Consider the following 13,922-nt stretch of genomic DNA (forward strand, 5'->3'; position numbering starts at 1 on the left):
CCGAAATTTCCAGGGTCATCCCCAGCGCCCAATATCACAATTTCGTCCAAACTCGTTCGCCATGTGGCGAGGCGAGATGGGAATGGCAAGACTTGATTCTATTAATATCTTATTTTTATCCCCGTCCATCCCACTTTTGCAACAGATAGAGCCCTGCTCTATCTGAGGCAAAAGTCCCCGGCAAACGTCTTTTGGCTGGTGTGGGTCGGCGCCATCGGGTTCGGCTTCGAACCAAGGCCCCGGCTGCATTAAACGATTGAAATTGCCGGGGATAAACGGGGATGGACGGGGATAGGAAAAGAGATGAAAAGCATTCCCGGCTTCCGGGAGCCACGCCCCGGCAAGGCACCCTCTCAGCCCCCCCAGCCCCGGGTGCGTTCCACGGCCTTGTGCCACTCCCCCAGCAACGCGGACCGTTCCCCGGCGGCCATGGCGGGTTCGAAGCGGGCCCCGGGCTTCCAGTTGCGGATGATCTGGCCGGTGTCCGTCCAGAAGCCCACGGCGAGCCCGGCCAGGTAGGCCGCGCCCAGGGCGGTGGTCTCGGTCACCTGGGGGCGCACCACGGCCACGTCGAGGATGTCCGCCTGGAACTGCATGAGCAGGTCGTTGCGCGAGGCCCCGCCGTCCACCCTCAATTCCGTCAGCCGCAGGCCCGAGTCAGCCTCCATGGCGCCGATCACGTCAGCGGTCTGGTAGGCGATGGATTCCAGGACGGCCCGGGCGAGGTGCCCGCGTCCGCTGCCCCGCGTCAGGCCGAAGAACGCGCCCCGGGCGGTGGCGTCCCACCAGGGCGCGCCCAGGCCCACGAAGGCGGGCACGTGGTAGACCCCGCCGTTGCCGGGCACGCTGCGGGCGAGGGGTTCCACCTCGGCCGAGGACGCGATGATGCCCAGGCCGTCCCGCAGCCACTGGACCGCCGCGCCGGCCATGAAGACGCTGCCTTCCAGGGCGTAGGAAGTGCGGTCCCCCACCTTCCAGAGGGTGGTGGTGAGCAGGCGGTTCCGGCTCGTGGTGGGGCGGTCGCCGGTGTTGAGGAGCAGGAAGCAGCCGGTGCCGTACGTGTTCTTGGCCATGCCCGGGGCAAGGCAGGCCTGGCCGAAGGTGGCGGCCTGCTGGTCCCCGGCGATGCCGGCCACGGCGATCTCGCCCCCCAGGAGCCGCGTGGTGCCCACGACGCCGCTGGAGTCCACCACCCGGGGCAGCACCTCCCCGGGGATCCGCAGGGCCGCCAGGAGCTCCTCGTCCCAGGCCCCGGTGTGGATGTTGAAGAGCAGGGTGCGGGACGCGTTGCCCGGGTCGGTGACGTGGGCGCCGGTGAGCTTCCAGGTGAGCCAGGTGTCGACGGTTCCGAAGGCCAGTTCGCCCCTGGCGGCGCGATCCCGGGCGCCGGGAATCGTGTCCAGCAGCCATTGGAGCTTGGTGCCGGAGAAGTAGGCGTCGAGGACCAGCCCGGTGCGCTCCTGGAAGAAGTGGGCCAGGCCCTGGGCCCGCAGCTCGTCGCAGAGGCCCGCGGTGCGCCGGTCCTGCCACACGATCGCCGGGGCCAGGGGCACGCCCGTGGCCCGGTCCCACAGCACGGTGGTCTCCCGCTGGTTGGTGATGCCGATGGCGGCGACGGCGGGATTCCCCGCCCTGGCCACCACTTCCCGGGCCACCTCCAGCTGCGTGGCCCAGATCTCCAGGGCGTCGTGCTCCACCTGGCCGGGTTCCGGGAAGAACTGGGTGAACTCCTTCTGGGCCACCCCCAGCACCACGCCCCCCTCGTCGAAGAGGAGCGCGCGGCTGCTGGTGGTGCCCTGGTCCAGGGCGAGGATGCAGGCCATGGGTCAGAGCGTCTTCCGCTTGGCTATGAGGTCCTCCACCACCGTGGGGTCGGCCAGGGTGGTGATGTCGCCCAGCTCCGTGTATTCCTCCGACGCGATCTTGCGCAGGATGCGGCGCATGATCTTGCCGGACCGGGTCTTGGGCAGGCCCGGGGTGATGCAGATGATGTCGGGGGTGGCGAAGGGGCCGATGTGGTGGCGCACCTCGTTCTTGAGCTCGCCGATGAGCTCCTGGGATTCCTCCCAGCCCGCCGTGAGGATCACGTAGGCGAAAATGCCCTGGCCCTTGATGTCGTGGGGGTAGCCGACCACGGCGGCCTCGGCGCAGGCCGGGTGGGTCACCAGGGCGCTCTCCACCTCGGCGGTGCCCATGCGGTGGCCGGAGACGTTGATGACGTCATCCACGCGGCCGGTGATCCAGTAGTAGCCGTCCTCGTCGCGGCGGCAGCCGTCGCCGGTCATGTAGTAGCCCAGGAAGGGGCGCAGGTAGGTCTGGACGAAGCGCTGGTGGTCGCTCTGGATGGTGCGGGCCATGCCCGGCCAGGGGCTCCGGATGGCCAGCAGCCCCGATACGCCGTTGCCCTCGATCTCCTTGCCCGTCTCGTCCAGCACCACCGGATCCACCCCGAAGAAGGGCAGGGTGGCCGAGCCGGGCTTCAGGGCCGTGCAGCCCGGCAGCGGGCTGATCATGATGCCGCCGGTCTCGGTCTGCCACCAGGTGTCCACCACCGGGCACCGGCTCTCGCCGACCACCTCGTAGTACCAGCGCCAGGCCTCGGGATTGATGGGCTCGCCCACGCTGCCCAGGATGCGAAGGCTGGAGCGGTCGTACTTGTCCACGAAGGTCCTGCCCTCGCGGGCCACGGCGCGGATGGCGGTGGGGGAGGTGTAGAACTGGGTAATTCCCAGGCGCTGCACCATGTCCCAGTAGCGGCCGGCGTCCGGGAAGTTGGGGATGGATTCGAAGAGCACCGTCGTGGCCCCGTTGCACAGGGGCCCGTAGAGCACGTAGGTGTGCCCCGTGATCCAGCCGATGTCGGCCACGCACGCGTACACGTCTCCGGGGTGGTAGTCGAAGACGTACCGGTGGGAGAGGGCGGCGTGGAGCAGGTAGCCGCCCGTGGTGTGGGCCACGCCCTTGGGCTTGCCCGTGCTGCCCGAGGTGTAGAGGAGGAAGAGCGTGTCCTCGCTGTCCATGTGCTCGATGGGACAGAAGGGGCGCTCGTTGTCCATGGCGGGCCGGAGCCAAACGTCCCGCTGGGGGTAGAAGGGGATCTTGTTGCCGGTGCGCTGGGCGACGAAGACGAACTTCACCGTGGGGCAGGCCATGACGGCCTCGTCCACCGTGCGCTTGAGCGGGATGATCTTGCCGCCCCGGAGGCCCTCGTCGGCGGTGATGACGGCCTTGCAGCGGGCGTCGTTGATGCGGTCGCGGAGGCTCTCCGCCGAGAACCCGGCGAAGACCACGTTGTGGACCGCCCCGATGCGGGCGCAGGCCAGCATGGCGTAGGCCGCCTCGGGGATCATGGGCATGTAGATGGCGACCCGGTCCCCCTTCTTGATGCCGTGGTGGCGAAGGACGTTGGCCAGCCGGCACACCTCGCGCTGGAGCTCCCGGTAGTCGATGCTGCGGCCTTCGCCCGGGGTGTCGGACTCCCAGATGATGGCGGTCTGGGACCCGCGGGTGGAGGCGTGGCGGTCCACGCAGTTGTGGCACACGTTGAGCCGGCCGTTGAGGAACCACTGGGCCTGGCCCCACTCCCAGTCGAACTCCCGCACCTTGCCGAAGGGGTGGAACCAGTCGATCTCCTTGAGGGCCTGTTCCTCCCAGAAGCCTTCCGGGTCCCGGATGCTGCGGTCGTACATCTTCCGGTACTCGTCCATGGAGGCGATGTGGGCGCGCTGCTTCAGGTTCTCCGGAGGCGGGTAGCTCTCGCTGGAGGGATGGGACTCGCCTTCGGGGAGCTGAGCCATGGCGTCTCCTGGATGGGGGCAGGTTGGGTGGTGGGACATCGTATATCACTTTTTCCACCCAAGACATGTTGAAGTCATTCAAACTTCGCCCATGGAAAATTCAACGCCCGCCGAACTGGCCCTTCAACTGCTCTTCAAGAAACTGCACCCCCACCTGGAGGACGTGGCCCACGCCCTGGCCACCGGGGCCGGTCCCGCCGAACTGGAGCGCCACCACCGGAAGCTCACCCTGGCCTGCCACCAGGCTTCCGAAGCCCTGGACGCCCTGGCGGCCCGGACCGACGGTCCCCTGGCCGAGATCCTGGACACCCTTTCCGCCAACCTCCTCCCCGTGGGCGGCAGTTTTCAACAACAGCTAATCCTGGTGCAACTGTGTCTGGAGGAGGCGCCCGCGGACCTGCTCGTCCATACGCCTCCCGGCAGCGCGGCCGCCTCGGGTTGGGGCAAGCGGATGGTGGCCTTCCTGGCCCGGCTGGAGGATCCCGCCTTCCAGGCCCGGGCGCGGTGGCAGGGCGTGGACCCCGACCTGGGGGACGAGGCCCTGGCCGAATCGGACCCGGAATGACTGGCGCGGCCTAAAATATAGATTATTAATATAAGCGTCTTGATTTCCCAATGGGGTGGAGGCGCTGTGGGCCGCGGAACGGTTCGGTTGTTTGCATGGCTTTGCCTGTTCGGCCTGGGCGGCTCCCTTTCCTTGTCGTTGTTGCGCTTCCAGCGCAACGACCGGGAGACGAAGGCCGCCGCCCTGGATGCGTGCCGGACCCAGGCCCGGGCCGCCGCCCAGGAGATCCAGGAAGACCTGGTCCCCATGCGGGAACAGGTGAGCGCCCTCAGCCGGGACCTGGCCACCGGCGCCCTGGACCCCCGGGACCTGCGGGCCCGCCTGCGGAAGGCCCTGGCCGCGGTTCCTCGGAGCGCCACCCGCATGGGGGTCCTCCTCCGGCGCCCCGGGCCCGCCGGGAGCCTGCGCGGCCCCTTCGTGGAACGGGGGCCCGGCGGTATCCGGGCGTTCGAGTACGCCGCCGCCGCCGACGACCTGGCATGGGCCCGCCCCGGCGGGGATTCGGCCCAGCCCGCCTGGGGCGAGCCCCGCCGGGACCCGGACACCGGCGACCTGTGGGTCCACTGCTCCGGGCCGGTGCGCCTTCCGGGGGTTGCCGGGGCCGCGGGCATCGTCCGGCTGGAAGTGAGCCTCAAGGAGATTCAGAAACGCGTGGCGAGCCTTGGGCCGGGCACCAAGGGCTACGGATTCCTCCTTTCAGGCAAAGGCACCTACCTGGCCGATCCCCTGGATGCCCGGGTGCGGAACGGCGAGACCCTGGAGGACGTGGCCCGGCGCATGGGGGATGCCGGGCGTCTCCACATCGCCCAGGCGGCCGCCGCGCGCAGGGCCGGCTTCGCCGAGAGCGTCAGCAGCGTCACCGGGCAGGCCACCTGGATCTTCCTGGAGCCGGTGCCCGCGGCGGATTGGAGCCTCGGGTTCCAGATCCTCAAGGCCGAGCTGGACCTGTCCCCGCCGGGCCTGAACCGGACCCTGGTCGCCCTGGTGAGCCTGGCCCTGGGGACGGCCGCAACCGCCCTGTTCCTGGCCCTGGGCCTGCCCACCCGCGAGGGCGGGCGGCTGTGGGTGTTCTCGGCGGGGGTCGCGATCCTGCTGGCCTCGGGCACCGGGCTTCTCTGGCACTTCACCTACGTGGACCCCAAGGGCCCCAGGACCCACGAGGTGCCGGTCATGAGCGAGGCGAGCCGGGACGACTTCCTGAAGGCGTACGCCAGGCTCGGCACGGGCCTGCGGGAGGTCCAGGCCGAGTTCGTCCCCACGGGGATCTTCATCCAGCAGCTGGAGACGGCCGGGTCGGGGCGCATGAAGGTCTCGGGGCAGGTGTGGCAGAAGTTCCCAAAGGGCGCGTCCCGGGAGGGCCGGGGCGTCACGTTCCCCGAGGGAGCCAACTGCGACGTGGGCCCGGGCATCGTCAAGGACGAAGGCGACACCGAGGTCCACGTGTACCCCTTCCGGGGCGTGTTTCCCATGGAACTGGGAAGCATCGTGGACTACCCCTTCGACCAGAGCTCCGTGCGCCTCCGGGTGTGGCCCCGGCTCACCTTCTCCAACATCGTCCTGACGCCGGACCTGGAGGCCTATACGCTCCTGATCCCCTCCACCCTTCCCGGCATCGACAGGGGGCTGGGCCTGGCGGGCTGGGACCTGGAGTCGAGCCACTTCTCCTTCTTCAACCAGCGATACAACACCAACTTCGGCATCCAGGACTACAACGGCCAGCAGGATTCCCCAGAACTGGTGTACACCCTCACCCTCCAGCGGAGCTTCACCAGCCCCTTCATCGCCACCTTCCTGCCCATCCTGGTGGTGGCCGGGCTCCTCTTCACCCTGGTCCTCACGACGACCCGCCTCAAGGAACGGGTGGCGGCCACCGGCTACAACGCCGTCAACATCCTGCGCTCGGTCATCTCCCTCTTCTTCCCCGTGGTGGTCTCCCAGATCAACCTGCGCAACAACGTCCTGACCGAGGGCCTTCTCCTGGTGGAATACCACTACTTCGTCATCTACTGCATGATCCTCCTGGTCGCCGTGAACTCCCTGGTGGTGGCCTTCGGCGGAGACACGTTCCTGCTCCGGGAGGACAACCGCATCGTCAAGCTGGCCTTCTGGCCCGCCCTGGCCGGCGCCTTCTACGGCATCTCCATCCTCTACATCCAGTGATTGCCCGTTGCGCAGCATCACAAGGTGAGGCATCCTGCCATGCAGGAGGACGTCATGAGGTCGTTCCGGTTCCCCATTCTCGCGCTGGCCCTCACGCTGGCGGCGCAGGCCCACGGATCGGCGCCCGCGGCGCCCATCGCCCCCACGGTCCCCCACGTGGACGTGAGGTTCGGGCAGTCCATCGCCGACCCCTACGCCTGGCTGCGCAACAAGACGAACCCCGAGGTCATCCGGTACCTGGAGGCGGAGAACGCCTACACCGAGCGGCTCACCGCGGACCAGAAGCCGCTGCGGGAGACCCTCTACAAGGAGATGCTGGGACGCATCAAGCAGACCGACCTGTCGGTGCCCGTGCGCCGGGGCCGGTTCTACTACTACACGCGCACCCAGGAGGGCAAGCAGTACCCGGTGCACTGCCGCAAGGCCGCGGGCCCCGGGATGGCCTTCGACGCCGCGGCGGCCGAGGAGGTGCTCCTGGACCTCAACGAGATGGCCAAGGGCCTGGCCTTCCTGGGGGTGGCCGACGTCTCCGTGAGCGACGACGGCAACCTGCTCCTCTACTGCACCGACACGACCGGCTACCGCCAGTACGACCTCCACCTGAAGGACCTCCGCACCGGCAAGGTGCTGGCGCCCACCGCCCAGCGGGTCACGTCCGTGGAGTGGGCCGCCGACGACCGCACCTTCTACTTCACCACGGAAGACCCCGTCACCAAGCGCAGCGACACCGTCTGGCGCATGGGCCTGGACGGCAAGGCCGACCGCCTCTACGAGGAAAAGGACGAACTGTACCGCGTGGGCCTGTACCGCACCAAGGACCACAAGTTCGTGATCATGAGCGCGGACAGCACCGATACCTGGGAATGCAGCTACCTGGACGCCGCCGACCCCAAGGCCGCCTTCCGCGTCCTGCTGCCCCGGGAGAAGGGCCACAAGTACGCCGTGGACCACCGGGAGGGCCTCTTCTACCTGCGCACCAACAAGGACGCGTTGGATTTCCGGATCGTCACCGTCCCCGTGAAGGACCCCGGCACCCGGGACTGGAAGCCCTTCGTGGCCGCCCGGGACGGCGTGCTGGTGGAGGGGCTGGAGCTCTTCAAGGATTTCGCGGTCGTGCGGGAGAAGCGCGAGGGCCTCGTGGTCTTCCGGGTGCTGGACTTCGCCACCGGGAAGTGGCACGAGATCGGCCAGTCCGAGCCCGTCTATTTCGCCTCCGGCGGCTCCACCCCCGAATACGATTCCGCGCAGTTCCGGTTCCACTACCAGTCCCAGGTGACGCCGCCCACCACGTTCGACTACCACATGGCCAAGCGTGAGAAGACCCTCCTCAAGCGCCAGGAGGTGCTGGGCTACGACCCCTCCCAGTACCGGTCCGAGCGGGTGTGGGCCACCGCGAGGGACGGCGTGAAGGTCCCCGTGAGCCTCGTCTACCAAAAGGGCCTGAAGCGCGACGGCAAGGCACCCATGTACCTCTACGCCTACGGCTCCTACGGCTACGGGCAGCCCGCGTCCTTCGACTCCAACCGCGTCAGCCTCCTGGACCGCGGCGTGGTGTTCGCCGTGGCCCACATCCGTGGCGGGGACGAGCTGGGCGAAGCCTGGCACCGCGACGGCATGCTCATGAAGAAGAAGAACACGTTCACCGACTTCATCGACTGCGCCGGGAGCCTCATCGCCGGCAAGTGGACCTCCAGCGACCGCCTCGTCATCGAGGGCGGCAGCGCCGGCGGGCTCCTCATGGGCGCCGTCACCAACATGGCCCCGGACCTCTTCAAGGCCGTGCACTCCGCCGTGCCCTTCGTGGACGTCATGAACACCATGCTGGACCCCACCCTCCCCCTCACCGTCGGCGAGTACCTGGAATGGGGCAATCCCAACGAGAAGGCCGCCTACGACTACATGCGCTCCTACAGCCCCTACGACAACCTCGAGCGCAAGGCCTACCCCGCCATCCTCGTCACCAGCAGCCTCAACGACAGCCAGGTGGGCTACTGGGAGCCCGCGAAGTACGTGGCGAAGCTGCGCACCCTGAAGACCGACGGCAACGAGCTGCTCCTGAAGATGAAGCTGGAGCCCGGCGGCCACGGCGGCGCCTCGGGCCGTTACGACCGGCTGCGGGACAAGGCCTTCGAATACGCCTGGATGCTCCGGCAGATGGGGATCACGAAATAAGGGTGGTCCGGGAGATCCCCAGCTTCTTCATGCGGCTCTGCAGCGTGGTGGGTTTCAGCCCCAGGCGCAGGGCCGCGCCCCCGGCCCCGTAGATCCGTCCCGAGCACTGGCACAGCGCCCGCAGGATCGCATCCCGCTCGACGCTCCGGAGGTCCTCCCCGGGCGCCTCCGGCCGGGGGGCGCCCGCGGGGGTGCGCAGCGCCGCCTCCAGGTCCAGGTCTCCCTGGGGCGTGAGGATCGTGGCCCGCTCCAGGACGTTGATGAGCTCGCGCACGTTGCCCGTCCAGGCATGGGCCTCCAGGCGCGCCGCGTCCCCGGGCGGGATGCGCCAGGGCCCCTGGCCCGTGCGCCGGGCCTGGCGGTAGAGCCAGTCCTCGGCCAGCAGGAGGATGTCCTCCCGGCGCTCCCGCAGGGGGGGCAGGCGCAGGGGAAAGACGTTGAGGCGGTAGTAGAGGTCGGCCCGGAAGCGGCCCTCGGCCACCGCGAGGTCCAGGTCCACGTTGGTGGCCGCGAGGATCCGGACGTCCACGGTGACGCTGCGGTCCGAACCCAGCGGCTCGAAGGTGCCCTCCTGGAGCACCCGCAGGAGCTTGGACTGCATGGCCAGCGGCAGGTCCCCGATCTCGTCCAGCAGGAGGGTGCCCCCGTCGGCCACCTGGAAGCGCCCCGGCCGGGCGTGGCTGGCCCCGCTGAAGGCCCCGCGGGTGTGGCCGAAGAGCTCGCTCTCCACCAGGTGCTCGGGCAGGGCCGCGCAGTTCAGGCGCAGGAAGGGGCGTTCCGCGCGCCGGCTCCACCCGTGGATGGCGCGGGCCAGCACCTCCTTGCCCGTGCCCGTCTCCCCCGTGATGAGCACCGCGCTTTCCGAAGCCGCCACCTGCCGGGCCAGGCCCGCCAGCTGGCGGAACGCCGGGCTCAGGCTGCGCTCCATGAGGGCGCCCGCGTCGTCGGCGCCCACCACCTCGCTGCGCAGCAGGCGGTTCTCGGCCTCCAGGCGCTCCCGCTGGTCCGCGCTCTGCTCCTGGGCCATCCAGGTCAGCGCGATGAGCTGGCCGTAGATCGTGGCCAGGCTCACGGTGAACGGCTCGAAGGTGCCGCAGGTGGCCCGGTCGAAGGTGAGCGCCCCCAGCATCCGCCCCCCGCCCAGGAGCGGCACCACCATGCAGGCGTGGCCGTGGGGCAGGTCCAGCACCCCGTCGTAGGGATCGCCGTCGCCCTCGGCGTGGTCGTGGGCGTCCATGACCCGGGTGCGCCCCGTGCGCATGGCCTCGCCGATGCTGGGGAAGCGCGCCAGGTCCAGGGTGTGGCCGCGCACGGGATCCCCCGCCAGCGGCCCCCGCGCGCACACCACCCGCAGCCGCCCCTTCTCCAGGCGCAGCACCGCGGCCAGGTCGAAGGGCACGATGCCCGCCAGGGCGTCCAGGGCCGCGGGCAGGAAGGACTCCCCCTGGGGCAGCCTTCCGGCCACCAGGGCGAGTTCCTTCAGGGCCTGGGCCAGATCGAGGGTCGCGTTGGGCATGGGACCTCCGGGTCGAAAGTCTACCGTCATTTCGGTGAAATTTGATAATTTCGGTGCAAACACCGATATATCGGTTTTCCGGCGCCCGCCGCGATTGTGCTACCCCAGGACTTCCAGGGATTTAAACTTGTGGCACTCCCCTTGCCATGGATTGAACGTCGAGGGCCCGTGGCCCCCGTTCCTGAGGAGAGAACAATGACAGCGCTCAAGGGCTCCAAGACCCACGCCAACCTGAAGGCCGCCTTCGCGGGCGAGTCCCAGGCCAACCGCCGCTACCTCTACTTCGCCAAGGTCGCCGACATCGAGGGCTATCCCGAGGTGGCGGGCAACTTCAAGGAAACCGCCGACGGCGAGACCGGTCACGCCCACGGCCACCTGGACTACCTCAAGGCCGTCGGCGACCCCGCCACCGACCTCCCCATCGGCGACACCGCCCTGAACCTCAAGGCCGCCATCGCCGGCGAGACCCACGAGTACACCGACATGTACCCCGGCATGGCCAAGGCCGCCCGGGAAGAGGGCTTCAAGGAGATCGCCGACTGGTTCGAGACCCTCGCCAAGGCCGAGAAGAGCCACGCGGGCCGCTTCCAGAAGATGCTCGAGAGCATCAGCTAGCGTTCGCCGCCGCCGCGGGCGCCCCCCGCGGCGGCCCTTACAGGAGCCGCCATGTCCGAGCACGCCCCCCTGGACCACGAGAAGCCGGAGACCACCCCGGGCCACCGAATCAGTTATGTGGCCGGACCGTCCACGGTGTACGACCCCTCCGATCCCCGCTACTGGGACGAGGCGTTGCTCAAGGAAGAGGTGGAGCGGGCCTTCGAGATCTGCCACGGCTGCCGCCTCTGCTTCAAGTACTGCGACTCCTTCCCCGGCCTGTTCTCCCTGCTGGACGAAAAGCGCCAGGGCGACGTGCGCGCCCTGACCGTGGAGGAGCGGGACGGCGTCATGGACGACTGCTTCCAGTGCAAGCTCTGCGAAGTGCAGTGCCCTTACACCCCGCGGGAGGGCCACGAATTCGCCCTGGACTTCCCCAAGCTGGTGCACCGCTACCAGGCCGTGCGCAAGCGCAAGGAAGGCTTCACCCTCCGGGACCGCGTGCTGGGCGATCCCGATCTGGCGGCCTCCCTGGCCCGCAAGAGCTTCGGCCTGGCCAACGCCATGAACCGGGTGGCCATCCACCGCTGGTTCCTGGACAAGGCCCTGGGCGTGCATCCCAAGGCCCACCTCCCTGAGTTCGCCTCCGCCACCTTCGAGGCCTGGGCGGAAAAGAGCGGGAAGATGGCCGCCGAGCCCGGCGCCGAGGTGGTGCTCTTCCAGACCTGCTACATCCAGAACAACGATCCGCAGATCGGCAAGGACACCCTCGAGGTGCTCGAGAAGAACGGCTGCCAGGCCCGATGCGTGGGCGGCCTGGTGTGCTGCGGCATGCCGGCCTGGGAGCACGGCGACCTGGACAGCGTGCGCCGCCAGGCGCGCCAGAACCTGGACGTGCTCATGCCCCACGTGGAGGCCGGCTCCAAGGTGGTGGTCATCAACCCCACCTGCGCCATGATGCTGCGCCGGGAGTACCCCGAACTGCTGGAGGGCGAGGACCGCGAGCGGGCCAAGAAGCTCGCCGCCGCCGTGCGCGACACCGGCGAATTCCTCTGGAGCATCCGCAACGAGGAGCGCGCCCGCTGGGAGTTCCTCTCCAGCCCGGGCCCCGTCTCCTACCACGCCCCGTGCCATCTCCGGGCCCAGGCCGTGGGCTTCAAGGGCCGGGACCTCCTGAGGAAGATCCCCGGCGTCTCCATCAACACCGTCATGGAATGCTGCGGCCACGACGGCACCTACGCCATGAAGTCCGAGACCTTCGAGGACAGCCGGCGCATCGGGACCAAGGCCTTCGAGGGCATGAAGGCCGAGCCCGCCGCCGAAGTGTGGGCCACGGAATGCCCCCTGGCCGGCATCCAGTTCGAGCAGCACGCGGGCCGCAGGGCCCTGCACCCCATGACCATCCTGGCCCGGGCCTACCGCAAGGACGGCTTTCCCAACCCCGTGGAGTCCAAATGAAGCGCGTCACCCGCGACGAGATCCTCGACTACGTCACCTACACCGAGGGGCGTGAGCCCATCCGCGCCTCGGCCATGGCCGCCAAGGACCTCCGCCGCGTCCACGCCGGCCCCCACCTGACCTTCCTGTTCGAGAACCGGGAGACGGTCCGCTACCAGATCCTGGAGATGGTGCGGGCCGAGCACCTGGTGCGCGAGGCCGACATCGTGCACGAGCTCGATACCTACAACGCCCTCCTGGGCGCCCCCGGCGACCTGGGCGCCACGCTGCTCATCGAGATCGAGGACGAAGCTGAACGCGCCGAGCTGCTCCGGCGCTGGGTGGACCTGCCCGAGCGCATCTCCCTGGTCCTGGAGGACGGCCGCAAGGTGCCGGCGCGGTGGGACGCCTCCCAGATCAGCGAAGGCAAGCTCAGCTCGGTGCAGTTCCTCCTTTTCGCGGTGGGCGACGGGGCCCGTCCCGCGGCCGTGGTGGTGGAGCACCCGGACCTGGCGGTCCGGGCCGACTTCACCGGGGCCACGCGCCAGGCTCTGGCAGCGGATCTCTGAAGGGCACCGGTTCCCGGGACCCGCGGGCGTAGGGCGCGGGCCACGCCGTGGCCGCGCCCAGCTTGTGGGCGGCCCGCAGCGGCCACCGGGGATCCCGCAGCAGTTCGCGGCCCAGCAGCACCAGATCCGCTTCGCCCTTGGCCAGGATCTCCTCGGCCTGGGCCGGGCCGGTGATGAGCCCCACGGCCCCGGTGGGGATGCCCGCCTCCCGGCGGATGCGGGCGGCGAAGTCCACCTGGTAGCCCGGGCCCACGGGAATGGCCGCCCGGGGCGCCATGCCCCCGGAGGAACAGTCCACCAGGTCCACGCCCAGGGGCCGCAGCATGCGGGCCAGTTCCACGCTGCCGTCGGCGTCCCAGCCGTCCGGGATCCAGTCGGTGCAGGAAAGGCGCACCAGGAGGGGCAGATTCGCGGGCCAGACGCCGCGCACCGCCTCCACCACCTCCCGCAGGAGGCGCGAGCGGTTCTCCAGGGAGCCGCCGTAGGCGTCCCCGCGATGGTTGGCCAGGGGCGACAGGAACTGGTGGAGCAGGTACCCGTGGGCCGCATGGATCTCGGCCACCTGGAACCCGGCCTCCAGGGCCCGCGCCGCGGCCGACGCGAACGCCGAGACCACCCGCTTCAGCCCGGCCTCGTCCAGGGCCGCCGGCGCCGGCCAGCCTTCGTCGAAGGGCAGGGGGCTGGGCCCCACCGACGGCCAGGTGGCCGGAGGGACGTTGCCGCCCTTCCAGGGCGCGCCCGACCCGGCCTTGCGGCCCGCATGGGCCAGCTGGACGCCCGGCACCGCGCCCTGGGACCGGATGAAGGCGGTGATACGAGCGAGCGGGCTGATCTGGGCGTCGTCCCAGAGGCCCAGGTCCTCGGCGCTGATGCGCCCTTCCGGCGTCACGGACGTGGCCTCGGAGAGCACGAGCCCGGCCCCGCCCTGGGCCAGCCCGCCCAGGTGCACCAGGTGCCAGTCGTTGGCGAAGCCGTCCACGGCGCTGTACTGGCACATGGGTGAGACCGCGATGCGGTTGGGAAAGGTGACGCCGCGCAGGGAGAGGGGGGAGAACAACCGGTTCATGGGGTCACCTTTAAATCGATTATAGGAAGTGCGCTACATTGGAGGA

General features: G+C 69.4%; 10 protein-coding genes. 6 read left to right on the forward strand and 4 right to left on the reverse strand.

Going from position 1 to position 13,922, the window contains the following annotated elements:
- Positions 1–353: 353 nt before the first annotated feature.
- Both glpK and acs read right to left on the reverse strand, forming a co-directional pair.
- Positions 354–1,823: a glycerol kinase GlpK gene (gene glpK / locus ACZ5LB_RS17455; protein ID WP_464603482.1), complete on the reverse strand. Its 1,470-nt coding sequence runs from the start codon at positions 1,821–1,823 to the stop codon at positions 354–356.
- Positions 1,824–1,826: 3 nt separating this feature from the next.
- Positions 1,827–3,797 carry an acetate--CoA ligase gene (acs, locus tag ACZ5LB_RS17460; RefSeq protein ID WP_464603483.1) on the reverse strand — a complete coding sequence of 657 codons (1,971 nt, stop codon included), beginning with the start codon at positions 3,795–3,797 and terminating at the stop codon, positions 1,827–1,829.
- A 91-nt stretch (positions 3,798–3,888) separates the two neighbouring features.
- Here acs and ACZ5LB_RS17465 point away from each other — a divergent pair, with 91 nt between their 5' ends.
- From ACZ5LB_RS17465 to ACZ5LB_RS17475, 3 genes are all read left to right on the forward strand, one after another.
- The gene (locus ACZ5LB_RS17465; RefSeq protein ID WP_464603484.1) at positions 3,889–4,362 is read left to right on the forward strand and encodes a hypothetical protein; all 474 of its coding nucleotides are present in this window, start codon (positions 3,889–3,891) and stop codon (positions 4,360–4,362) included.
- 87 nt (positions 4,363–4,449) lie between these two features.
- Positions 4,450–6,522: a PDC sensor domain-containing protein gene (locus ACZ5LB_RS17470; RefSeq protein WP_464603485.1), complete on the forward strand. Its 2,073-nt coding sequence runs from the start codon at positions 4,450–4,452 to the stop codon at positions 6,520–6,522.
- Positions 6,523–6,576: 54 nt separating this feature from the next.
- Entirely contained in the window at positions 6,577–8,694 is a 2,118-nt protein-coding gene (locus ACZ5LB_RS17475) for a S9 family peptidase (RefSeq protein WP_464603486.1), read from the forward strand.
- On the opposite strand, the gene ACZ5LB_RS17480 is transcribed toward ACZ5LB_RS17475, so the two are convergent.
- The gene (locus tag ACZ5LB_RS17480) at positions 8,684–10,210 is read right to left on the reverse strand and encodes a sigma-54-dependent Fis family transcriptional regulator (RefSeq protein ID WP_464603487.1); all 1,527 of its coding nucleotides are present in this window, start codon (positions 10,208–10,210) and stop codon (positions 8,684–8,686) included. The two genes, ACZ5LB_RS17475 and ACZ5LB_RS17480, sit on opposite strands and share 11 nt — an antisense overlap.
- Before the next feature lie 195 nt (positions 10,211–10,405).
- On the opposite strand from ACZ5LB_RS17480, the gene ACZ5LB_RS17485 reads away from it, so the two are divergent.
- Genes ACZ5LB_RS17485 through ACZ5LB_RS17495 form a run of 3 tightly spaced genes read left to right on the forward strand, consistent with a single transcriptional unit; the run spans position 10,406 to position 12,810 of the window.
- Positions 10,406–10,825 (forward strand): rubrerythrin family protein, encoded by a 420-nt coding sequence (locus tag ACZ5LB_RS17485; RefSeq protein ID WP_316413139.1) that lies wholly within the window; start codon positions 10,406–10,408, stop codon positions 10,823–10,825.
- Positions 10,826–10,876: 51 nt separating this feature from the next.
- Positions 10,877–12,262 carry a heterodisulfide reductase-related iron-sulfur binding cluster gene (locus ACZ5LB_RS17490; protein WP_464603488.1) on the forward strand — a complete coding sequence of 462 codons (1,386 nt, stop codon included), beginning with the start codon at positions 10,877–10,879 and terminating at the stop codon, positions 12,260–12,262.
- A complete protein-coding gene (locus ACZ5LB_RS17495) occupies positions 12,259–12,810 on the forward strand; it encodes a DUF3501 family protein (protein ID WP_464603489.1) in 552 nt (183 codons plus the stop codon). Before ACZ5LB_RS17490 ends, ACZ5LB_RS17495 begins: the two co-directional genes overlap by 4 nt.
- On the opposite strand, the gene ACZ5LB_RS17500 is transcribed toward ACZ5LB_RS17495, so the two are convergent.
- Positions 12,770–13,876 carry an NADH:flavin oxidoreductase/NADH oxidase gene (locus ACZ5LB_RS17500; protein WP_464603490.1) on the reverse strand — a complete coding sequence of 369 codons (1,107 nt, stop codon included), beginning with the start codon at positions 13,874–13,876 and terminating at the stop codon, positions 12,770–12,772. The two genes, ACZ5LB_RS17495 and ACZ5LB_RS17500, sit on opposite strands and share 41 nt — an antisense overlap.
- Positions 13,877–13,922: the final 46 nt, after the last annotated feature.

The organism is Mesoterricola sp. MK458, assembly GCF_055384935.1.

What these genes read in the sequence shown, in the direction of transcription:
- acs (WP_464603483.1), bottom strand. Translation starts at nt 3,797, where the DNA reads ATGGCTCAGCTCCCCGAAGGCGAGTCCCATCCCTCCAGCGAGAGCTAC.
- ACZ5LB_RS17465 (WP_464603484.1), top strand. Translation starts at nt 3,889, where the DNA reads ATGGAAAATTCAACGCCCGCCGAACTGGCCCTTCAACTGCTCTTCAAG.
- ACZ5LB_RS17480 (WP_464603487.1), bottom strand. Translation starts at nt 10,210, where the DNA reads ATGCCCAACGCGACCCTCGATCTGGCCCAGGCCCTGAAGGAACTCGCC.
- ACZ5LB_RS17475 (WP_464603486.1), top strand. Translation starts at nt 6,577, where the DNA reads ATGAGGTCGTTCCGGTTCCCCATTCTCGCGCTGGCCCTCACGCTGGCG.
- glpK (WP_464603482.1), bottom strand. Translation starts at nt 1,823, where the DNA reads ATGGCCTGCATCCTCGCCCTGGACCAGGGCACCACCAGCAGCCGCGCG.
- ACZ5LB_RS17490 (WP_464603488.1), top strand. Translation starts at nt 10,877, where the DNA reads ATGTCCGAGCACGCCCCCCTGGACCACGAGAAGCCGGAGACCACCCCG.
- ACZ5LB_RS17485 (WP_316413139.1), top strand. Translation starts at nt 10,406, where the DNA reads ATGACAGCGCTCAAGGGCTCCAAGACCCACGCCAACCTGAAGGCCGCC.
- ACZ5LB_RS17495 (WP_464603489.1), top strand. Translation starts at nt 12,259, where the DNA reads ATGAAGCGCGTCACCCGCGACGAGATCCTCGACTACGTCACCTACACC.
- ACZ5LB_RS17500 (WP_464603490.1), bottom strand. Translation starts at nt 13,876, where the DNA reads ATGAACCGGTTGTTCTCCCCCCTCTCCCTGCGCGGCGTCACCTTTCCC.